We start from the raw sequence: 20,670 nt of genomic DNA, 5'->3' as shown, positions 1-20,670 counted from the left end.
TGAATATATGACCCATGCAATAACTCTCTACAACTTTTCTTACTTCGCGCCCTTTGCGTGCTTCTCTTCGAGACGCTTCGCGAAGGCTGTTCGTTTTTTCCTTTGAAAAACATCTGGAGTAATTAGCCCTTGGGGAAAAAAGATTGTACCTATTACTATTAGTAAGCCAAAAATAATTAATCTCCCATCTCGCAAAAACTGCGCTAACCAACTAGGTAAACCACCAGTATCAGCTAGGCTTCGCAGAATCTCTGGTAAAGCAGTAAATACCATACCTCCGACTACTGGCCCTAAAAAACTTCTCGAACCACCAATTAAAACAAAAGTTAAATATATAATACTGCTATCAAAAGTACCTTGACGAGCATTCCAGGTATTGAGGAAGTGAGCGCTAATTGCACCTACAACCCCAGCTAGCATAGCCCCTAATGTAAACGCTAAAACTTTGTAATAAGTCGGATCGATTCCCATTGCACCCGCAGCTAATTCATCTTCGCGGATAGCGATAAAAGCCCTTCCCACACGGATACGTTCTAAACGATAAAGTAGCACCATACTAATTAATAGTAATGGCAACGCAATCCATAAATATTCAAGTTGTGTTTGGAAAGGTTGAGGAATACCAAAAATTCCAACTGCACCGCCTGTAATATCTAAATTGAGGGAAATGACGCGCAGAACTTCTACAAAAGCGATAGTTGCGATCGCTAAATAAATTCCTCGCAATCTCAATGCTGGAATTCCCACTAAGATACCCAATAAGCCAGAAATTACACCAGCAATTAACATCTCCAATAACAACAAGGGAATTGGAAATAAACTACTGCTAGATGTAAAAACTTTTGTGGATAAAATTGCTGCAATATATCCACCTAAAGCATAAAATCCTGGACTAGCTAAAGACAATTGTCCTGTCATTAGCGGTAAGTAAAGCGATAATCCTAATAGCGCCCCTAATACCATAGAGACAATTAAAGAAGCGTAAGTAGCGAAAAAATCAGCCATTTTATTTAATATATTTTGATTAAACTTAATCAAACTATCGCTTTTATCAACTATTAAGCTGTTAATATTTGCTCTGCTGTCAGCGTCAGTTCAGGAAAAGTTCTCGATCCAATTCGTTCTGAACCTCTAAAATGTGTGCATTGGTATTTACCCTCAGCATCTAATAGAAAAACAAACACAGCCGGAACTTTTGGGTTTCCCAAATACTCTCTTAGCCCAATTGCTAAATAATCCACAATCCAATATTCTGTAATACCTAAGCGTTGATATTCATCTAATTTATCAATGTAGTCATCTTCCCAATTAGTTGATGTCACCTCTACAGCTAATTGGATAGGTTCTTCAAGTGCAGCATAAGCAGAACAATTTGAGCGCCATTTCTCTTTATCTATGACACTTACATCAGGCTTGCGCCCTTGCTCTATGCCATTGGTAGTTATAGTTTTAAAGACTGCTGTATTTTTTACTACGTAATTCAGATTTAGTTGCTTAATTTCATCATTAAAACTAAATAATATAAACTCAGCGACATCATCATGATTTCTGGTTGCACGCACTTCTACAATTTCTCCATCCACAAGTTCATATAAACCTGACTCTGGACAATGTTCTAAAAATTGGTCAAAACTTAACTTTTGTTTGGTATATGTTTTCATAGCGCTACGTCTCTTTAAACTTTCTGAATAAACCGCCGTCCTAGCAAACCTTGAGGTCTAACTAATAGCATGATAAACAAAATTGCAAACGCTACTGCATCTTTATATCCAGAATAATCAGCAGGGACAAATGCCTCTACTAATCCAATTAATAAACCTCCCAACACTGCACCGGGAATACTACCTAAACCACCTAAGACAATTACCGCTAAACCCCGCAAACCAAAGGCAATGCCGAAATATGGCCCTGCAATACTAACACTAGAAGCAACTAAAGTTCCTGCTAATCCTGCTAAAAAACTGCTGATGAAGAATGTTAGAATGATAAAGCGATCGCTATTAATTCCTAACAAACTAGCTGTAGTTGGATCTTCTGCGATCGCTTGCATTGCCTTACCATATTTAGTTCGATTGATAAAATAGGTAAGAATTGCCACAATTACAACTGACACAGTAAAAATTACCACCTGAACACTGCGAATCGGAATTGGGTTTTCTGGACTCCCAAAGTTAATTGCAGGTGGCAAACTACCGTAAGTATTTGCAGGGTATGTATAACTTTCCGCACCTATTAAATACTGGATTAAATTCACAATTACCACTGCTACCCCCAAGCTGGAAACAACAGTTAGCAAAGGATCGGAGTTTTGACGGCGCAAAGGTTGAAAAGCGACGCGTTCCATCATTACCCCTACCAATCCCGCTAAGGCACTTCCTAAAATCAAGGCTATAGCAAATGGTAATTTTATCGGCAAGGCTGCATTAGCTAACAAGCCATTAAATCCAAAATTCCCACCCATAAGTGCATAAGTAAAATATGCACCCAAGGTAAAAATCGCCCCATGAGCTAAATTAATAATGCCCAAAATAGAATAAACCAAGGTATATCCCAAGGCAAAAATTGCATAGACGCTGCCAATGGATAACCCATTTAATAATTGCTGCAAAAAGATATTGATATTCATGTCGCAACTATTTTAGAAATGTGAATTTACCTTGACTCCCGTCTTTTTCCATTTTGATTTGAGCAACATAGAAATCTTTTTGCACAACTTCACCTGTGGGAGTAAAACCAATTTCACCTAATGGTGTATTGTATGCTCCTTCAAGTATTTGTTTGTTTAACTGCGTCCGTAATTCTGGTAGCTGTAGTTTGTTGATTTTGCTCTTTTTATCTAAAGATTGGAGTGCTTCGACATAAACCTGCACTGCTGCAAAAGCTTGGGCGCTAAATTGGGGTGGTTCTTTTTTATATTCTTCAATATAGGCTTTACGAAATGCTGCGTTAATTTCACCTGGATGTTCTGGACTGTAGGCTTGAGCAATCAATACGCCGTCACAAAGTGCTTTACAAACTGACAATAAATTCGATGTATTTAGACCATTTCCACCGACAATTAAACCTTTGTAACCCAGTTCACGCAATTGCCTAACTAAATTACCACCATCAGCAGCCAAGCCAGAAATAATTACCAAATCTGGTTTGAGATTAATCGCATTGGTCGCTTGACTTTGAAAATCTGTATCGCTGGTTTGGAATTTTTGCACTGTTACCAATTCCAGCCCTTGATCCTTAACTGTTTGCTGAAAAATTTCCGATTCTGACTTGCTAAATGCATCATTTTGGGCATAGAAAACTGCAACTTTTTTCAGTTGAGGATTTTGCTTAAGTGCCGCTTTCACCGAATTAGGCGCAACGATGGAAACTGGTGCAGAAACACGAGCAACGTAATCACCAATTTCAGGAATATTTTTAGCAGTATTTGATGGGCCAATAATTGGTACTTTTGCCCGTTCGCCAATCGGATCGGCACTAAAGGCTTGCTGTGACAAAGTTGGCCCGACAATTCCAATAACTTTATCTTTATTAATTAGAGTTTGAAAAGCGTTAATTGCTCCTGCTTCATCACCGCTAGTATCTTGAAAAACTAATTTAATTGGTGTGCCATTAACACCACCTTTACTATTGAAATACTTCTGGGCAAGTTTGGCTCCAGCGACTTGCTCTTGACCCAGTAATGCCACATTGCTAGTTTGGGCAACACCAATACCGATGGGAATAGCACTTGATAATGTACCTGTTGTTGCTGGGGTATTGGTTGCAGTGTTATTTGGGGTACTATTTGGAATACTATTTGGACTATTAGTGGGAGAATTTGTCACTGTGGTAGTGCCACCACAGCCGGTTAGTAGCAAAGCGCAAGTTGATAATAATGCTGTTGTCCGAGCGATCGCGTTGTTCATCGTTGGATAGTCATCTAGTTATGAGATATTCGGCAAGAGTTAATAGCAAAGTTCATAATCTGCAAACAAAATAATGCAGATTTACACTTTTGCACGAATTCTATTAAATCATTCTTATTTCAACATGCAAAGAGAAATATTCAAAGTGCTTGTAAATACAAATTATTATAATTAGTAATGATTTTATCATTCCCCGGTTATAGTGCTATAAAGTTGCTAGAAAACTATACAGGTCAGAGCGTCTGTGTTAACCAGATAATTTTAAGTGCTTTTTTCATTACCAGTTAATTCTCTAGGTTCGTAGTGACGGCAACCATTACACGGGCCTTCAGGATTGATAGCACAGCGGATGTAGCCAGACCGAGCATTAAATTTGCAGCTGATATCGCCAATTAAATAACCCACGCCTTCTAAATAATAGCGATCGCCTTCCACAGGTCTGGCGTTGTGCCTTCCCTGTACCACTGGAAAATTCATGGCTGCTTGCCTCATCCGCAAGCGCGATCGCTGGGTTCTACGGATCATCCACAGGGAAAACAGGGACGGTAAAAAACCAACGGCAATCACTAAAAGTGTCTTTAACACCTTTTTTTTACCTCTTCTGTGCGCTGATCGATCGTCCCTGATGTTACACTCTGGTTTTACGGAAGTGCAAATATTAGGGCGACTTTGTTTCTTTGTCACCAACTATGGTTGCAAAGAAATAATGGCAGTGTGGTATCTAACAATTTTGAGGAATAAGTTCCTTCTGCCACTTCAATCAGCATAACTGTTACAACCTCAAGGGTGAGATGCCGTTGAATGTTGATAATTTTAAGATTTGTTGACTAATACCTTTTTGAACAAGCATTTTGTGTCAGCCTCAGCCCCATTCTTGTTTTTTGTCTGTGGCTGTGGTGCTAATCTTTTTTTGGTTTGCTGACGAAGTTGGTGTGCTAACTGTGTGGCTTCCCTTTCGGCTCGGAATAAATCAACTTTTCGCGTCGTCAGAATAAATGAGTTGTCAGGCTTTCGTTTCACCCAAGGAACGCTAACTGTAAAATACTGACAAATATTTTTGCATGGCTCCTGATTGAGAACTGGGTAGCTTTTTTGAGTATTCAGAGTGTTAGCGATCGCTTTCAACTCGAATATCGCTGCTTCTAACTCTCCTGCCATCCGATTGATACGTTCAACTTGTGTAATCAAACGCTCTTCTTCGCTGATGATTTTTTCCTTTTGGGGCCGGAGTGGCACTATAGCAGTAGTTACAGATTTAGGCTGCAACAACGAAACTTTCAGCAAAATGGGCTTTTTGTCCGTGTCTTGGATTTTTTTCATACCACCTCAAACAAGGCTAGCTGACTTGTAAGGCATTTTAGCAGTAAATAGTACTTTTGTACTAAGATAATTTCCCTTGAACATCAGCGAATTTTAAAGTCCCTCTCACAAGCTCTACGGTGTATACACAACTCGAATTACCCCCCTTAATCCCCCCTTATAAAGCAGGGCTGATTCATTCCCCAAAGAGCCTGAAAAATCAAGGGTTCTCGCGATTAAAAATTAGTTATTTTGTTACTCGCGTGCCGATGAAACCAACTATTTTACTGATATTTCAGTGCTTAAATGTTCATCTCTTCGTCACGCTTACTTACAATTTTCTTGCTAACCATCTTGACAAATCCTCTTTGAAATGGAATGAATCAGCCCTGCCTTATAAAGGGGGGAAACCGGAAATCCAGTTCCCTCCCCTTATAAAGGGGAGGGTTAGGGTGGGGTAAAACCCAGATTCATCAGGTATTTCAGACTTGTGTATACACCGTGTAAGCTTGGGAGAGGGATTTATTCATGCCAGAAGTCTATTATGATGAAGCGAGAATAATGCAGCCAACTGAGCTTCACTGTGGAAATATCCAGACTCATCAACACTGATAATATTGTTAATTAGAGTTAGCGATCATTAATTACTTTATGAAAATAAGAATATACGAAATAGCTGATACTAAAGAAATTATGAAATTGTTCTACGACACTATTCATGAAGTGAATATTCATGATTACACACAAGAACAAGTAGCTGCTTGGGCACCAGCAAACATGGATATTGAAGTTTGGATTAAAAGTTTAGGAAGTAAGTTTACCTATGTAGCAGAAGAACAAGACCAAATTATTGGTTTTGGAGAATTAGAGGCTAATGGTCATATTGACCGTTTCTATTGTCATAAAGATTTTCAAAGGAAAGGTGTTGGGAAGAAAATCTTAGAACAGATTCAATTAAAAGCAAACTCTTTAGGGGTGGAAAAGCTATTTACAGAAGCCAGTATTACAGCTAAACCTTTTTTTGAGAGTCAGGGATTTATTGTTATTAAAAAGCAAGAAGTAGAGCGTAGAGGGCAAAAACTGATAAATTTTGTCATGGAAAAGCACTTAAAAAATTGCTAAATTCATCGGCTTACAGCAATTTCAAAAAAGTTGTTCTAGCTTATGGTTTGTAAGCTACAGCCAGCACCACAGAAGCGGGAATTTCCACACCATTTTCTGTGACATACTTTGAGGCTCCCTCGATAATTGCGTTTTCAATATTGCGCCGTTGCTCATCGGTTTGCATTGCCAACATCGACCCCAGACGTGCCGAACTTACAACAATCTTTGGCATCACATCTTCAGGTGTAGAGAAAGTCCACTTGATGGGCAGTTCTGTGACAGACACCTGAGTGAATCCCTCGGCGCTTAAAACCATTTCGCATTCAGTGGGGTCGCCAAAGCGAAACAGGGGTGGCCCAGAAGGTAAATCCACATCCATACTGCCATAAGTCTGCACCGAACCCAGTATCAGAGCCATAAACGGATTACGCGTTGGTGGTGTCCAACAGGTAAAAGCATAGCGCCCTCCCGGTTTGAGTACGCGAAAGGATTCAGCGATCGCTTTTTCTGGGTTTGGGAAATGGAGGATACCCAAGCTACAAACCACCGCCTCAAACTGGCCCGACTCGAAAGTTAGGTTCTCAGCATCCCCTTGATGGAATGACCCTTGAGGACATCGCTCTCTGGCAATGGCCACCATCTTCTCTGCAAAGTCTAATCCTGTGACTATAGCCTGCCGCTTTAGTGCTGCGGCACTAAGCCACCCAGTTCCGCAAGCCACATCCAGCAATCGAATACCAGACTTAGCTTCGACGGCATCCAATATGGCTTCATCTACCTGAGAAGTCACAACAGCGATCGCGCGATCGTATTCTTGAGCTACAAGAGAAAATTTGTCGCGCTCGAATTGCTTGAATGCCTCGTGAGTAATGGTGGAATCATCTGTCATTTATTCACATCCAACAACCGCGAAGTTTGTAACCGACTCATCCACTTCTCTAAATAAACTCGATTACCTTTTTGCTCATTTGGATCTTTACTATCTAAAGGATGAGGCATCAGTCCCAAAATCGTTGCTGTCGTCACGCAAAACATTGATTTTTGGAAACTCATACAAATTTGAACTCGCAAATCATCTTCACCCCGAAGACTGCGACGATAAATTTCGTGCAAATATTCTGGAAGATAATGACGCATATCTTGCATCAACAAGGTAGGAGGAATACCCGCGCCGCCGATGGGCAAAGGATCGGCATACAATGCACCATATTGAAATCGGGTTTGATCTGGGGGAATTTGATATCCTTGGGCATTGTATGAAACAGTACCGTGGAAAGGAGTTCCTCGGAAGAATACTGCTTCTACATAAGGTATTGCTGTATCTGCTAAGAAAGTCAAACCAACGCTTTTGGGAATGATTTCATAGACCTTACCTCGAATTTTGACAGCGTAAGTAATTGGGTTTGATGCATTTGCCACTAACCCGGCTTTAATGTGTTCTACAACTTGGGGAATCGATTTAATTTCGCCTCGGTCATAGCGGTCTGATAAATTGAGGAACATATCAGCCATGACTCGCCAGAATTGACCTAAACCAGTGTAATAAGCAGAGACACGCAACTGTTCTGTTAAAAAATCTGGAAACAGTTGGTTAATACCCAGAATAAAAGGATTATTTTTAAATTTTGCGTTAATAACGGCTTGCGCTCTTTCTTGAAATTCTTGTGTATCTAAATACGTATCTAGTCCGCCGCCACCGTGCCACATCATGCCTTTCATGCAATATTCGGCATATTCAAAATTAATTCGGTCATGCCACCAGTGACGGAGTAATTTCTGAAAAGAAACCTCTCCATTAAAGTATTTAAAAAATGGGAAAAATACTAAAAACTGATGCTCGGCAATATAGTTAAGATTTTTTGAGTAAGCATCTAAAACTACCCCATAGCTTTTAAGAATACCAACAACTTCTAAAACATTCTCTGGACTATCGGGGAGTAATGCATCTCCTTTTTGTAGGCGTTCAATATACTCAGCTAAGGGATTGTGAGTAGCTTTTTTTTTAATAGTTACCATTGCCATCTCTCCAAAAAGTTTAGGGATTGGGGCATTGGGCATTGGGCATTGGGCATTGGGCATTGGGCATTGGGAAAACTTTTCCCCATTCCCCATTCCCAATTCCCCATTCCCTACTCCCCATTCCCCATTGCTTTATCTAAAGACACTGCTAATACTACGTTTTGGGTATTTACCATTGCTGTAATTGTTGGTTCAGTCCAACGCACTAACCAACCAGGTTGAATGCCAAAAATCACAATCAGCACAGCTAAAATTGCAGCTGGGATGCGATCGCTCCAATACACACGTGGTAAGTTGGTAACTGATGCAGATAAACGTCCAAAAAAGGCGCGGTTGACAAGAATTAAGAAGTAAACTGCTGTTAAACCAGTACCAAGCATACATAACAGGGTTTGCACTGGAAAAACTGGAAAACTTCCCCGATAAACTACGAATTCGGAAATAAACCCTAGCATTCCTGGTATACCAGCGCTGGCCATAACTCCGACAATCATCAAGCTACCAATTACTGGCATACCCCGTTCTGGGTTCAGTAATCCTTGGATGATTTCTAAATCACGGCTTCCAGCTTTTTGATACACAACCCCTACCAGCAAAAACAGCATTGCCGAAATCAAGCCGTGGCTAATCATTTGCATCACAGCACCCAATACACTTAAAGGTGTGGCCGCCGCCGCCGCTAAAAGCACGTAACCCATGTGTCCAATGGAGCTGTATGCTACCATTTTTTTCATATCGCTTTGGGCGATCGCACAAGATGAACCATACAGTACACTCACTACTGCCCAAGTCGCCAACCAAGGAGCCACATAAGCCCAAGCTTCTGGTAACAAGTTCATGCCAAAGCGCAGTAAGCCGTAGGTTCCCAACTTCAACAGCACCCCAGCCAATAGTACGGAAATCGGTGTAGAAGCTTCAACGTGAGCATCTGGCAACCAAGTATGGAAGGGAACCAAGGGAATTTTAATTCCAAAACCGATCAAAATACCCGCTAGCAATAAAAGCTGTGTTCCTAGAGGTAAAGTTGTCGCGTTCAAGGTTGCTAGTGCAAAGTTAGAGGAACCACTCAGCCAAACCATACCGAGGAAACTTGCTAAAAGCAGGATTCCCGAAACGGCTGTATAAATGAGAAATTTAGTCGCAGCATAACCCCGTTTGGCGCCACCCCAAATGGCGATCAACAAATACAGTGGAATTAGTTCCAATTCGTAAAACAGGAAAAATAACAGTAAATCCTGTGCTAGAAAGGCTCCTGTCACCCCAGCGCTCAATAATAGGATTAAAGAGTAATAAAATTTAGGGCGCTGTAGCGATTCATCGCTGCTGTAGATGGCAATGGCAGTTAACAATCCATTTAAAACCAGCAATGGCAAAGATAAACCATCTATCCCAAGGTTATAGTTTAACCCTAAAGCATCTACCCAAGGGACAGACTCAGCAAACTGTTGAGTAATTTCTCCTGGATGGAATTGACTTACTAATACGATTGTCCACAAGAAAGCGATAATGGCAAAAACTAAAGCCACCCCACGGGCGAATTTTCCACTAATGCTTGAGGGGGAGAAACCAATTAAAGCTGCGCCGATTAACGGCACTAGAATTAAAACACTAAGCATAGACTTTAGGTAATGGGAGCAGGGGAGCAGGGGAGCAGCACTTCGGCTACGCTCAGTGACCGGGGAGCAGGGAGAAAATAATAAATTTTTAACTCCTTAACTCAGCACTCAGCACTCTTAAAAAGGCAATTTATCTAGTAAACCCAATGACCAACTGATGAAAAAACCCAGGACGCTGACAACTGCTAGGATGGTCAACATATAGCCCTGAGATTGCCCAGAAATGCTGTACTTTAAGGTTTGTCCGCCGAAAATTGTCGCAAACCCAACCAAGTTTACAAAACCGTCAACCAAGTAGCGATCGCTCCAAGCAGAAATTTTAGATAGCAGTCCTACTACACTTACCACGGTTACAAAATAAACTCGGTCAATATAAAAATCATAACCTAACAGGTCTTGTAGAAATCTCCACGCCAAGATTCTGGATCTTGACCAAGCTTTGTGCAGATAAACTGTACACCCTAAACCTACCCCTGCTACGGTAGAACTAAACAAGGCTAACACCACATACCAATTAATACTTTCCCAATCTGGTAGTAAGTACCATTGCTGTAGCATCAGAGGTAGAAGCAGAGTCAGCACTGTCAGAAACACCATTGGTAAGGCCATCTGCCAACCAACTTCTGGGGTGCGACGGGTCTTTTGTTGCGGTTTACCCCAGAAGACTAATCTAAATACTCTCGTCAAATTGAATGCTGTCAAACCATTGACTAATATTAGAACCCCAATCACCCAAGGGCTAATACTCACAAAACCGTCAGCCCATGCTAACATTGCCCAGAAACTTCCCAAGGGGAGCAGTGTTACCATCCCGGCTGAACCGACGACAAAGGCTGTGGTGGTGGCTGGCATCCGCGACCACAAACCGCCCATTTCTGTTAAGTCTTGGCTTTGGGTAGTCAAGATGACTGAACCAGAACTCATGAATAATAATGCTTTAGCGATCGCATGAGCTAATAGCAACATCAAGGCTACGCCCCCTTGCTGTAACCCCACTGCTAAAAACACTAACCCCATGTATGCACTGGTGGAATGAGATAGCGATCGCTTAATGTCAATTTGAGCTATGGATACTAATGTGGCCCCAATCGCCGTTACTGTACCCATGACTACCAAAGCATTCAAGGCAACTGGCGACAGCGCTAATAATGGTTGAAATCTATACAGTAAATAAGCACCACCCGCTACTACCAGAGAATTCCGCATTACCGAGGCGGGGTTGGGCCCTTCCATTGCCTCATCTAACCACAGGTGTAGTGGAAATTGGGCACATTTACCAGCAGGCCCAGCAATTAGTGCCAACCCTAGCAGCGTCGATGTCATTGGACTTAAATTAGCTGTTTGCGCCCACTCATATAAATCCGAAAAGTTCAAACTCCCGGCTAAGGTAGAAAGCGTCACTACAGCCATCAGCAACAACAAATCTCCTACCCGTTTAGTCCAAAACGCATCCCGCGCCGCCGTCACTACTAGTGGTTGAGCGTACCAGAAACCCACCAGCAAGTAAGTAGAAAGCGTCAGTAGTTCCAAAAGGGCATAGCTAAGAAACAAAGAATCACTAATCGCTAGACCACTCAGCGCTGCTTCAAAGAATCCCAGCAGCGCAAAAAAACGCGCTAACGACCAGTCCTTTTCCATGTAACCCAGAGCGTAAACTTGTGCCAGTAAGCTTAACCCTGTAATTAAAACTGTTGCCCCAATGCTGACTGGCGATAGTTCTAAGGAAAAAGATAAATCTAAATCTGCTGCTTTGAACCAATTGATTAGTAAGTGTTCTGGATCTCTATCCCAGATGTTTTTAAATACAAACAGGCTATGGACAAAAGCTAAAACGGTCGTCAACAAGTTGATGTATGCCGCAGGTCTTGGCCCTGTTCGCTGAATTATTCCTATTCCCCACGGCAAGGTCAAAATTGCACCTAATAAGCTATACAAAGGCACAAACCAACTTGTTGAAAATAGAAATTGATCCATTTAAATTTTCCTTGATGACTCAGCCTTGATTTTAAAAAAATTCCAACGAATTATTTATTTAATAAAATTAATTTACCAAAATATCGATGTTTCTTTACTATTATTTTAACTAAACTTCTAGAAGTACTTTTACTTAACGCTACCCTATTAAATATAAGTAAAATATAACTTTACATAAGCAAAAGCATTTACTTGCCTTAATATCACCGACCTTTTTACATTTGTATTTCTACTTTAACCAAAGTAATTTATACGATATATTTGAAAAAATTATATATGTTTCACCTAGTCATTGTACACTTAGAAATATTTGAGGAAAGATAGATACAGCAAAACATACAGCCGCTGCTTACCTCTCATCAGATAGGATTAGCCTTGGTTATGAATGTCGTTTTGTAAATGTGATAAAGAAATTATAAAGCATAAGTGCCTGCTCAAGGAATCTGTAAACTTTAATTGCTCAGATGCCTAGATAACTTTTTGTTAAGTTTTTTAAAACTTTCTTATCATAAACTATTATAGTAATTTATATTGCCAGGAACGCCAAGCTTTCCTATGCTTAATTTGGAAGTGTTTTCTTAGCTATAAGATCAGGCTCTCCCCGTCAAAAAATTCAAACGACAGTACAGATTGCATTAATTTTGTAGGAGTTCTGCGATGCCAATTGCAGTTGGAATGATTGAAACGAAGGGCTTTCCAGCAGTGGTGGAAGCTGCTGATGCGATGGTGAAAGCCGCCCGTGTCACCTTAGTAGGGTATGAAAAAATTGGTAGCGCTCGCGTCACCGTGATAGTTCGGGGAGATGTATCGGAAGTGCAAGCTTCTGTAGCAGCTGGGGTTGAAGCGGCAAAAAGAGTCTTTGGTGGTGAAGTGTTATCCACTCACATCATTGCTCGTCCTCACGAAAACCTGGAATACGTCTTGCCGATACGTTACACAGAAGCGGTGGAACAATTCCGTACTTAAAAAGCTGTTTAAACAAAGTAATTAAAGCTCTTTGTCTGAAAAGAGCATCACTTTTGTCCAAGGCTAAAAACTTTGAAATAGGGATTAAAACTAATGTCAATTGCAGTGGGAATGGTTGAAACGCTAGGCTTTCCAGCAGTGGTGGAAGCTGCTGACGCAATGGTGAAAGCGGCTCGCGTCACTTTAGTAGGTTATGAAAAAATCGGTAGTGGTCGGGTAACGGTAATTGTTCGAGGTGACGTTTCGGAAGTGCAAGCTTCTGTGGCCGCAGGAGTTGAATCTGTAAAGCGGGTCAACGGCGGACAAGTGTTATCCACTCACATCATTGCTCGTCCTCACGAAAACTTAGAATACGTCCTACCAATTCGTTATACCGAAGACGTAGAGCAGTTCCGGGAAAATGTGAATGCAATTCGTCCTTTTGGTAGAAGACCGTAATTTGTAATGCAAATTGCCAAAGTTCGCGGCACAGTAGTTAGCACCCAAAAAGATCCAACTCTTAGAGGTGTGAAACTACTGTTGTTACAATTAGTAGATGAAAACGGCAATATCCTACCAGAGTATGAAGTAGCAGCAGATATTGTGGGAGCAGGAGTAGATGAGTGGGTACTCATCACTCGTGGTAGTGCCGCTCGTCAAGTTGTTGGCAATGAACAGCGTCCATTGGATGCAGCAGTGGTGGCGATCATAGATACTATTTACGTTGAAGATCGCCTCATTTACAGCAAAAAAGATCAATATCGATAGTCATTGGTCATTAGTCATTAGTCATTAGTTCTCAACAAATGACAAAGGGCAAATGACTAATGGCAGACAATACAGGAGGAATCTCGCGATGGCAGTCCGCAGCACGGCGGCACCCCCAACCCCGTGGTCAAGGAATTTAGCTGAACCCAAAATCCATGAAACTGCCTTTGTACATTCATTCTCCAATATAATTGGGGATGTAAGAATAGGTGCAAATGTAATCGTTGCTCCGGGGACTACGATTAGAGCGGATGAAGGCACACCTTTTTATCTGGGTGAAAACACTAATATTCAAGATGGTGTTGTCATTCATGGGTTGGAGCAAGGCCGAGTAATTGGCGATGACCAAAATAAATACTCAGTATGGATTGGTAAAAACGCTTGCATTACCCACATGGCTCTAATTCACGGGCCAGCTTATGTAGGTGATAATTCCTTCATTGGCTTTCGCTCTACGGTGTTTAATGCCAGGGTGGGTGCAGGTTGCATCGTGATGATGCACGCTTTGATTCAAGACGTAGAGGTTCCCCCTGGTAAGTATGTACCTTCGGGAGCGATAATTACCAGCCAGCAGCAAGCCGATCGCTTGCCAGATGTGCAAGATCAGGATAAAGAATTTGCTCATCATGTGGTTGGGATTAATCAGGCATTACGAGCGGGTTATCTCTGTGCTGCGGATAGCAAATGTATAGCACCCATCCGGGATGAGAACGCTAAATCTTATACAGGTAATGGTATTACTGTTTTAGAGTTGGAAAGGAGTAGTGAAGTGTCGAGCAATAGCTTGGGTGCAGAAACAATAGATCAGTTGCGGTATCTATTGGGGCAAGGGTATAAAATTGGTACGGAACATGTAGACCAAAGACGTTTCCGCACGGGTTCTTGGACTAGTTGCCAACCAATCGAACCGAGATCGCTCGGTGAAGCGATCGCAGCATTAGAAAGCTGTGTAAATGACCATAGCGGCGAGTATGTCCGACTGTTTGGCATTGACAAAGATAGACGACGCGTGCTAGAAGCCATCATCCAACGTCCCGATGATGATGCAAAACCAGCAACCAGCTTTAAAGCGCCGACTGGTCGTAGCAATAGCAGTTACAGCAGTAGTAATGGTAACAGTAACGGCAATGGTTCTAGTAGTGGCAAAGTCAGTGGCGAAACACTAGAGCAAATCCGCCAACTCTTGGCAGGTGGTTACAAAATTGGCATGGAACACGTAGATGAGCGTCGTTTCCGCACTGGTTCCTGGACTAGTTGCACGCCAATTGATGCAACTTCCACAAATCAAGTCATCTCCGCTTTGGAAGAATGTATAGCAAGCCATCAAGGCGAGTATGTACGTTTAATCGGTATTGACACCAAAGCCAAACGGCGCGTACTAGAGACCATTATCCAACGTCCAAATGGTCAAGTAGCTTCCTCTGGTGGTCAGAAATCATTTACTACTAGTGCAGCACCCTCTGGTACGGGAACAGCTAACAGTAATCGTTTGAGTTCTGAAGTAGTAGACCAACTCCGGCATTTATTGGGTGGTGGCTCAAAAATTAGCCTTGAACATGTAGATGAGCGCCGCTTCCGTACGGGTTCCTGGACTAGTACCGGTCAAATTCAAGCCTCCTCAGAAAGAGAAGCGATCGCAGCCATAGAAGCACACCTCGGCGAATACGAAGGGGAATATGTACGCTTAATTGGTATTGACCCGAAAGCCAAACGGCGGGTATTAGAAACCATTATCCAACGTCCAAATGGTCAAGTAGCCTCCTCTGGTGGTCAGAAATCATTTACTACTAGTAGTGCGCCCTCTGCAACAGCAACAGCAACAGCAACAGCCACCCGCTTGAGTAGTGAAGTAGTAGACCAACTCCGGCATTTATTGGCTAGCGGCTCAAAAATTAGCATTGAACACGTAGATCAACGACGGTTCCGTACAGGTTCCTGGACTAGTACTGGTCAAATTCAAGCCTCCTCAGAAAGAGAAGCGATCGCCGCTGTAGAAAGACAACTCGGCGAATACCAAGGGGAATATGTGCGCTTAATTGGTGTTGACCCCAAAGCCAAGCGTCGCGTATTAGAAACGATTATTCAACGACCTTAAGGAGTTAGAAAGTTAGGAGTTGGGAGTTAGGAGTTAGGAGTTAAAAAAGATTGTTAATTTATAACTCCAAACTTAAAATTTATAACTCCCCACTTTTAACTAACTCCTAACTTTTAACTTCTAACTCTCTATCTTTTTCCGGCTGCCGAGGTTAAAATTTCCATGTCTGTGCCGCTACTGCGCCTCAGCAATAACTTTGATACTTATATTAGTGGTGAGGTGACTATTCATCCAAGCGCGGTACTTGCACCTGGGGTAATCCTCCAAGCGGCTGTAAACAGCAAGATCGTCATTGGGCCAGGGGTCTGTATTGGTATGGGAGCAATTCTCCAAGTCCATGAAGGCACTCTAGAAGTAGAAGCAGGTGCAAACCTGGGAGCCGGTTTTTTGATGATTGGCAAAGGCAAAATTGGCGCAAATGCTTGTATTGGTTCGGCTACTACAGTTTTTAACTATTCGGTTGAACCCGAACAAGTAGTACCGCCTGGTTCAATTTTAGGAGACACCAGTCGGCAGATTGAGCCAACAAAGCAGCTAGAAGCATCTACAAATAACCCAACTTCTACTACAAATACACCAGCGAAGGAAGAGGAAAATAGCTCAGGTGGAGTTAAGGAAAAGGTAGTTTCCTCAACTAACTTCTCAGCTTCGGCTTTTGTAGATTTCAAACAAAACAAGTCGATTTCTTACTTTAAATCTCCCGCCACTTCCGAAAGTCAGTCTCCTCCTGTGGAGGAACCGGCCAATGATCCTGACTCCACTTTGGAATCAGCCGCCGAACCGTCTACAGAACATAACTTAGACCCCAGTCAGTCCGCCACAGAACCCCCTAACGGTTTTGGGACTCAAATTTATGGACAAGGGAGCATAAGCAGACTGTTGACTACACTGTTTCCTCACAGACAATCCTTGAATGACCCAAACCCTGACGATTAGTCAGAGTAAGTGTTAATTGTAAGGTGTCGCCTTTTTCCGTATTTTGGAGAATTCATCATGGAAACATATAATCAACGGTCTATTCGCACCATCCAGGGAGCGAGTAGTCAAGAAACCTTTCAAGATACTGCTTTGGGTTTAGTTTCTACCCGTAGCTTTCCGGCGATCGTTGGGACGGCCGATATGATGCTGAAATCAGCGGGAGTTCACCTGGTTGGGTATGAAAAAATTGGTGGTGGTTATTGTACTGCGATCGTCCGTGGTGGAATTGCTGACGTGCGTCTGGCGGTAGAATCTGGCGTGCAAACGGCTGAACAGTTTGGTCAGTTGGTTTCTAGCTTAGTGATTCCCCGACCTTATCCCAACCTAGATATAGTGCTTCCCATTACAACTCGTTTCACTAAATTAATGCAAGAGGGCAATTCCAGCCGTCTAAGTAACCAAGCTATTGGTTTGGTAGAAACGCGAGGATTTCCCGCGATGGTCGGAGCGTGTGATGCGATGCTCAAAGCTGCTGATGTTCATTTAGCAGCTTATGAAAAAATTGGTGGGGGTTTGTGTACAGCAATTATTCGGGGTTCTGTAGCAAATGTGGCGGTAGCAGTAGAAGCGGGAATGTTTGAAGCAGAACGAATTGGGGAATTGAATGCAGTGATGGTAATTCCTCGACCGCTGGATGAAATGGAGTTAACTTTGCCATTGGCAAGCTGCTGGATAGAAGAACGCGAACCGTTAAACTTGCCAGTGAATATTAAAGAACAAGTTGCAGAAATCGAGGTACTAAGATTACCAGACTTAACCAAGTTACCTACAAAAGTTCAAGAAGAATTATGGAATGATGAATGATGATAGATGAATTTTTGAAAATCATCATTCAGCATTCATCGTTTAGATGGAAGGCATCTTACGCTTAAGCTATTCTGAATAATAGCTTTTTCAATCCATAAATAAAATACCTTTATTTTAATATAAATGATAGAGTTTTATCTATGATAAAACTCGTAACTTTCTGTGAGCATCACTATATCATTTGCCAGTGTTCAGCAATACTAGTTTTATATCTATTAATCGCTATATATAGGAGAATCACCCTTGAACCAAGCGACGCTGCACCAGTTAAAGGTGTTCGAGGCGGCGGCACGGCACAGTAGCTTTACTCGTGCTGCTGAGGAATTGTTTCTCACCCAACCTACCGTTTCTATGCAGATCAAGCAACTAACAAAATCGGTAGGTTTGCCATTATTTGAGCAAGTGGGGAAGCGATTGTATCTGACGGAAGCAGGACGGGAATTATTTGCTACTTGTCGGCAGATTTTTCACAATATAGCCCAGTATGAAATGAAGGTGGCAGATTTAAAAGGGCTAAAGCAGGGACAATTACGTTTGGCAGTGATTACAACAGCAAAATATTTTATCCCACGTTTGTTAGGGCCATTTTGCGAACTTTATCCAGGGATTGATATCTCGCTACAAGTCACAAATCACGAACAAATTTTAGAACGGATGAGTCAAAATTTGGATGACTTATATATTATGAGTCAAATTCCAGACAATATCGATGTGACTTGTGAACCATTTCTAGAAAATCCTTTGATAGTCTTTGCACCGACTAATCATCCTTTATCCAAAGAAAAAAATATTCCTATACAACGCCTGTCTAACGAACCTTTTATTATGCGGGAACCAGGTTCAGGAACTCGTCGCGCCGTCCAAAAGCTATTTGAAGAAGAAGGGGTAGTAGTAAAAGTCAAGCTAGAATTGGGAAGTAACGAAGCAATTAAACAAGCGATCGCAGGTGGTTTAGGAATTTCTGTTTTATCCCGTCATACCTTACTATCAGACGCTTCAGAGTTCAGCATTTTAGATGTACAACACTTTCCCATTCAGCGGCATTGGTACATGGTTTACCCATCTGGCAAGCAGCTATCTATCGTCGCTCGTGCCTATTATGAGTATCTACTAGCTGCGGCAAAGAATTTTGTTGAGCAAAAAGCTGATATCGCTTATAGCGCGTTTGAAGAAATTCATGGATGAGAGAATTCGTAATTCGTAGTTCGTAATTATGAATTACGAATTCTCTAAAGGGGTTGACTGTTAGACCGGTAAACATTGACAATTAACCAGCAGAATCATTAAAAATGGGGGAAAACTGGCAGTGGTTAACCCGGAAATACCATCTTGGCGCAAAACAGTACAAAGCGAGATTGTAGCTGTTACCGTGTATGCTGACAGAGCATTGGTTACACGTCGAGGTGTAGTTGATTTAACAGGAATTGAACAGGAATTAGTAATTACCCCAGTGCCAATGACTCTAGAAACTGAGTCTATCAGGGTTAGCGGTACAGGTACAGTAGGGGTACGCTTGATGGGAGTTAGTAGCGATCGCATCTACACTACTGAACCTGTAGCGGAACGAGTAGCACATTTGACAAGGCAAATTCAGCAATTAGAAGCAGAAAAACGCCACCTGCAAGCCCAGGTAGATGCTTTAGCATTGCAATCTAGTTTTATCGCCGGCTTACGCGAAAAAACAGAAGAACCCTTTTCACAGAGTTTGTCTCGGAAAAATCTCAGCCTCAGCGAAACTTTGGATTTTTTGAACTTTCTTGGAAGCCAGTATAGTGAATATGCGATCGCATCTGGAGAGTGCAAAACTCAACAGCAGGAATTAGATAAACAACTGCAAGCACTCCAGACTTCATTGCAAATAATCCAAACACCCCATCCTAAAGAGAGTTTTAGCTTAGTTGTAGCCGTTGAAGTTGCGGGTGAAGGCGAATTTGAATTAGAGGTATCCTACATAGTAAATCGCGCTAGTTGGAATCCGCTTTATGACTTACGGTTTAGCACTACCAGCGATATTGTACATCTGAGTTACCTTGCAGAAATCACTCAAAGCACTGGCGAAGATTGGATTGGTGCAAATCTTACTCTTTCTACCGCCAAACCGGGATTAGGTACACTTCCACCTAAACTTGAACCCTGGTATATTGATAGCCCACTTCCTCAAAGAGTGCGACGATCTCGACTAGCTACTGCCCAGCCACCACTACTGCCTAGCATACCAGAGCCGCCTGCTTCTGCTGCCAGAGCTGATTGGCAAGAACAAGAAGAAGTTGCCGATGATAGTCTTATCCTAGCAGAAACCGTTACAGCAGAAGTATCTAAAGAAGGAAGTGTAGTTACCTTTAAACTGAATGGTGGTGGTAATATTCCCAGTGATGGCGCACCCCATAAAACTACAATTTTCAACGATGATTATCCTTGTAGCTTCGATTATGTAGCAATGCCGCGCTTGGTAAGCTTTGCTTATCTACAAGCGAATGTGAAAAATAGTCCCAACGGTGCGACTTTGTTACCAGGCAAAGCGAATATTTTCCGCGACAACGTTTTTATTGGGACAACTCAGTTAGAAAATATTGCACCAGGGCAAGAGTTTAAACTGAACTTAGGAATTGACGAAGGTTTAAAAATTGAGCGCGACTTAGTTGAGCGCCTGGTAGATAAAAGATTAATTAGCAACCAGCGCCGGATTACTTATAGTTATCGGTTGATTGTTACTAACTTACTAGAGAAAGAAGTAAATCTAAAATTAACTGAACAATTGCCAGTTAGCCGCAACGAGCAAATTAAAGTACGCCTCAGTCGCACCAACCCACAAATTCAACTCGGTGAAATGGGGATTTTAGAATGGCTGTTAACTCTTCCAGCCCAAGAGCGACGAGAGATATATTACCAGTTTAATGTTGAACACCCGCCTGACTTCATGGTAGTTGGGTTAGATATTTAGGGAATTTTAAAAATTGAAGGAGGCAGAAAGAGCAAATCAGCTATAGGATTTGATAGCTCTTGATTTGGAGCCACCGACACAGCCAAGTCGAAGGAAGGTTAGCAGCCTCAGAAACGTCTAGCCCGACTTTTTCACACAAGTACAATTTATGCCCCCAATTTACTGGGGGTTTTTTATTGCAATCAAGTTAAAAAAAAGACGCGCAGCGACGAGTTAAGA

At 42.0% G+C, this 20,670-nt stretch carries 19 protein-coding genes and 1 pseudogene; 10 read left to right on the top strand and 10 right to left on the bottom strand.

The genetic code is table 11. From position 1 onward, the window contains the following. Positions 1 to 39: 39 nt before the first annotated feature. From V7K84_RS25310 to V7K84_RS25285, 6 genes are all read right to left on the bottom strand, one after another. On the bottom strand, positions 40 to 1,005 hold the full coding sequence (locus V7K84_RS25310) for a branched-chain amino acid ABC transporter permease (protein ID WP_334842108.1): 966 nt from the start codon (positions 1,003 to 1,005) through the stop codon (positions 40 to 42). Positions 1,006 to 1,058: 53 nt separating this feature from the next. Then, positions 1,059 to 1,661, bottom strand: coding sequence for a Uma2 family endonuclease (locus V7K84_RS25305; protein ID WP_334842105.1), 603 nt, complete (start codon positions 1,659 to 1,661; stop codon positions 1,059 to 1,061). Between the two features lie 14 nt (positions 1,662 to 1,675). After that, entirely contained in the window at positions 1,676 to 2,626 is a 951-nt protein-coding gene (locus V7K84_RS25300) for a branched-chain amino acid ABC transporter permease (RefSeq protein ID WP_334842104.1), read from the bottom strand. A gap of 7 nt (positions 2,627 to 2,633) precedes the next feature. After that, positions 2,634 to 3,905: an ABC transporter substrate-binding protein gene (locus V7K84_RS25295; RefSeq protein ID WP_334842102.1), complete on the bottom strand. Its 1,272-nt coding sequence runs from the start codon at positions 3,903 to 3,905 to the stop codon at positions 2,634 to 2,636. Positions 3,906 to 4,166: 261 nt separating this feature from the next. Further along, entirely contained in the window at positions 4,167 to 4,490 is a 324-nt protein-coding gene (locus tag V7K84_RS25290) for a DUF6464 family protein (RefSeq protein ID WP_334842101.1), read from the bottom strand. Between the two features lie 228 nt (positions 4,491 to 4,718). Then, a complete protein-coding gene (locus V7K84_RS25285; RefSeq protein WP_334842100.1) occupies positions 4,719 to 5,225 on the bottom strand; it encodes a hypothetical protein in 507 nt (168 codons plus the stop codon). Positions 5,226 to 5,855: 630 nt separating this feature from the next. Here V7K84_RS25285 and V7K84_RS25280 point away from each other — a divergent pair. Beyond that, complete coding sequence (locus V7K84_RS25280) at positions 5,856 to 6,326, top strand: GNAT family N-acetyltransferase (RefSeq protein WP_334842098.1); 471 nt, start codon at positions 5,856 to 5,858, stop codon at positions 6,324 to 6,326. 40 nt (positions 6,327 to 6,366) lie between these two features. Here the strand turns inward: V7K84_RS25280 and V7K84_RS25275 are convergent, their stop codons facing one another. The 4 genes from V7K84_RS25275 to V7K84_RS25260 all read right to left on the bottom strand — a co-directional run bounded on the left by V7K84_RS25275 (position 6,367) and on the right by V7K84_RS25260 (position 11,917). Beyond that, positions 6,367 to 7,197: a class I SAM-dependent methyltransferase gene (locus tag V7K84_RS25275; RefSeq protein ID WP_334842097.1), complete on the bottom strand. Its 831-nt coding sequence runs from the start codon at positions 7,195 to 7,197 to the stop codon at positions 6,367 to 6,369. Then, positions 7,194 to 8,324, bottom strand: coding sequence for a CO2 hydration protein (locus V7K84_RS25270; protein ID WP_334842095.1), 1,131 nt, complete (start codon positions 8,322 to 8,324; stop codon positions 7,194 to 7,196). Before V7K84_RS25270 ends, V7K84_RS25275 begins: the two co-directional genes overlap by 4 nt. 113 nt (positions 8,325 to 8,437) lie before the next feature. Further along, positions 8,438 to 9,943 (bottom strand): NADH-quinone oxidoreductase subunit M, encoded by a 1,506-nt coding sequence (locus V7K84_RS25265; RefSeq protein WP_334842092.1) that lies wholly within the window; start codon positions 9,941 to 9,943, stop codon positions 8,438 to 8,440. A gap of 117 nt (positions 9,944 to 10,060) precedes the next feature. After that, complete coding sequence (locus V7K84_RS25260; RefSeq protein WP_334842091.1) at positions 10,061 to 11,917, bottom strand: NAD(P)H-quinone oxidoreductase subunit F; 1,857 nt, start codon at positions 11,915 to 11,917, stop codon at positions 10,061 to 10,063. Positions 11,918 to 12,574: 657 nt separating this feature from the next. On the opposite strand from V7K84_RS25260, the gene V7K84_RS25255 reads away from it, so the two are divergent. The 9 genes and pseudogenes from V7K84_RS25255 to V7K84_RS25220 all read left to right on the top strand — a co-directional run bounded on the left by V7K84_RS25255 (position 12,575) and on the right by V7K84_RS25220 (position 20,451). Further along, positions 12,575 to 12,883: a carbon dioxide-concentrating mechanism protein CcmK gene (locus V7K84_RS25255; RefSeq protein WP_012410633.1), complete on the top strand. Its 309-nt coding sequence runs from the start codon at positions 12,575 to 12,577 to the stop codon at positions 12,881 to 12,883. A 93-nt stretch (positions 12,884 to 12,976) separates the two neighbouring features. Next, positions 12,977 to 13,321 (top strand): carbon dioxide-concentrating mechanism protein CcmK, encoded by a 345-nt coding sequence (locus tag V7K84_RS25250; protein ID WP_010995041.1) that lies wholly within the window; start codon positions 12,977 to 12,979, stop codon positions 13,319 to 13,321. Positions 13,322 to 13,327: 6 nt separating this feature from the next. Next, entirely contained in the window at positions 13,328 to 13,630 is a 303-nt protein-coding gene (locus V7K84_RS25245) for a EutN/CcmL family microcompartment protein (protein ID WP_094327600.1), read from the top strand. Positions 13,631 to 13,718: 88 nt separating this feature from the next. Then, a pseudogene (locus V7K84_RS25240) lies at positions 13,719 to 15,374 on the top strand (ribulose bisphosphate carboxylase small subunit); the annotation flags it as partial. A gap of 93 nt (positions 15,375 to 15,467) precedes the next feature. Further along, positions 15,468 to 15,725: a ribulose bisphosphate carboxylase small subunit gene (locus V7K84_RS34340; protein ID WP_442940991.1), complete on the top strand. Its 258-nt coding sequence runs from the start codon at positions 15,468 to 15,470 to the stop codon at positions 15,723 to 15,725. A 162-nt stretch (positions 15,726 to 15,887) separates the two neighbouring features. Beyond that, positions 15,888 to 16,661, top strand: a complete 774-nt coding sequence (locus V7K84_RS25235) for a transferase (RefSeq protein WP_334842087.1) — start codon at positions 15,888 to 15,890, stop codon at positions 16,659 to 16,661. Positions 16,662 to 16,718: 57 nt separating this feature from the next. Further along, the gene (locus V7K84_RS25230) at positions 16,719 to 17,507 is read left to right on the top strand and encodes a BMC domain-containing protein (RefSeq protein WP_289798916.1); all 789 of its coding nucleotides are present in this window, start codon (positions 16,719 to 16,721) and stop codon (positions 17,505 to 17,507) included. Between the two features lie 246 nt (positions 17,508 to 17,753). Beyond that, positions 17,754 to 18,695: a LysR family transcriptional regulator gene (locus V7K84_RS25225; protein WP_334842084.1), complete on the top strand. Its 942-nt coding sequence runs from the start codon at positions 17,754 to 17,756 to the stop codon at positions 18,693 to 18,695. Positions 18,696 to 18,816: 121 nt separating this feature from the next. After that, positions 18,817 to 20,451 carry a mucoidy inhibitor MuiA family protein gene (locus V7K84_RS25220; protein ID WP_334842082.1) on the top strand — a complete coding sequence of 545 codons (1,635 nt, stop codon included), beginning with the start codon at positions 18,817 to 18,819 and terminating at the stop codon, positions 20,449 to 20,451. The last annotated feature ends 219 nt before the right edge of the window (positions 20,452 to 20,670 follow it).

Origin of the sequence: Nostoc sp., assembly GCF_036917315.1 — a bacterium.
GTDB lineage: Bacteria > Cyanobacteriota > Cyanobacteriia > Cyanobacteriales > Nostocaceae > Nostoc.
Note: the sequence above shows the minus strand (reverse complement) of the source record. Positions and strands in the feature narration are given on the sequence as shown.

What these genes read in the sequence shown, in the direction of transcription:
- V7K84_RS25270 (WP_334842095.1), bottom strand. Translation starts at nt 8,324, where the DNA reads ATGGTAACTATTAAAAAAAAAGCTACTCACAATCCCTTAGCTGAGTAT.
- V7K84_RS25260 (WP_334842091.1), bottom strand. Translation starts at nt 11,917, where the DNA reads ATGGATCAATTTCTATTTTCAACAAGTTGGTTTGTGCCTTTGTATAGC.
- V7K84_RS25230 (WP_289798916.1), top strand. Translation starts at nt 16,719, where the DNA reads ATGGAAACATATAATCAACGGTCTATTCGCACCATCCAGGGAGCGAGT.
- V7K84_RS25295 (WP_334842102.1), bottom strand. Translation starts at nt 3,905, where the DNA reads ATGAACAACGCGATCGCTCGGACAACAGCATTATTATCAACTTGCGCT.
- V7K84_RS25265 (WP_334842092.1), bottom strand. Translation starts at nt 9,943, where the DNA reads ATGCTTAGTGTTTTAATTCTAGTGCCGTTAATCGGCGCAGCTTTAATT.
- V7K84_RS25285 (WP_334842100.1), bottom strand. Translation starts at nt 5,225, where the DNA reads ATGAAAAAAATCCAAGACACGGACAAAAAGCCCATTTTGCTGAAAGTT.
- V7K84_RS25275 (WP_334842097.1), bottom strand. Translation starts at nt 7,197, where the DNA reads ATGACAGATGATTCCACCATTACTCACGAGGCATTCAAGCAATTCGAG.
- V7K84_RS25235 (WP_334842087.1), top strand. Translation starts at nt 15,888, where the DNA reads ATGTCTGTGCCGCTACTGCGCCTCAGCAATAACTTTGATACTTATATT.
- V7K84_RS25245 (WP_094327600.1), top strand. Translation starts at nt 13,328, where the DNA reads ATGCAAATTGCCAAAGTTCGCGGCACAGTAGTTAGCACCCAAAAAGAT.
- V7K84_RS25280 (WP_334842098.1), top strand. Translation starts at nt 5,856, where the DNA reads ATGAAAATAAGAATATACGAAATAGCTGATACTAAAGAAATTATGAAA.
- V7K84_RS25310 (WP_334842108.1), bottom strand. Translation starts at nt 1,005, where the DNA reads ATGGCTGATTTTTTCGCTACTTACGCTTCTTTAATTGTCTCTATGGTA.
- V7K84_RS25255 (WP_012410633.1), top strand. Translation starts at nt 12,575, where the DNA reads ATGCCAATTGCAGTTGGAATGATTGAAACGAAGGGCTTTCCAGCAGTG.
- V7K84_RS25250 (WP_010995041.1), top strand. Translation starts at nt 12,977, where the DNA reads ATGTCAATTGCAGTGGGAATGGTTGAAACGCTAGGCTTTCCAGCAGTG.
- V7K84_RS25305 (WP_334842105.1), bottom strand. Translation starts at nt 1,661, where the DNA reads ATGAAAACATATACCAAACAAAAGTTAAGTTTTGACCAATTTTTAGAA.
- V7K84_RS25300 (WP_334842104.1), bottom strand. Translation starts at nt 2,626, where the DNA reads ATGAATATCAATATCTTTTTGCAGCAATTATTAAATGGGTTATCCATT.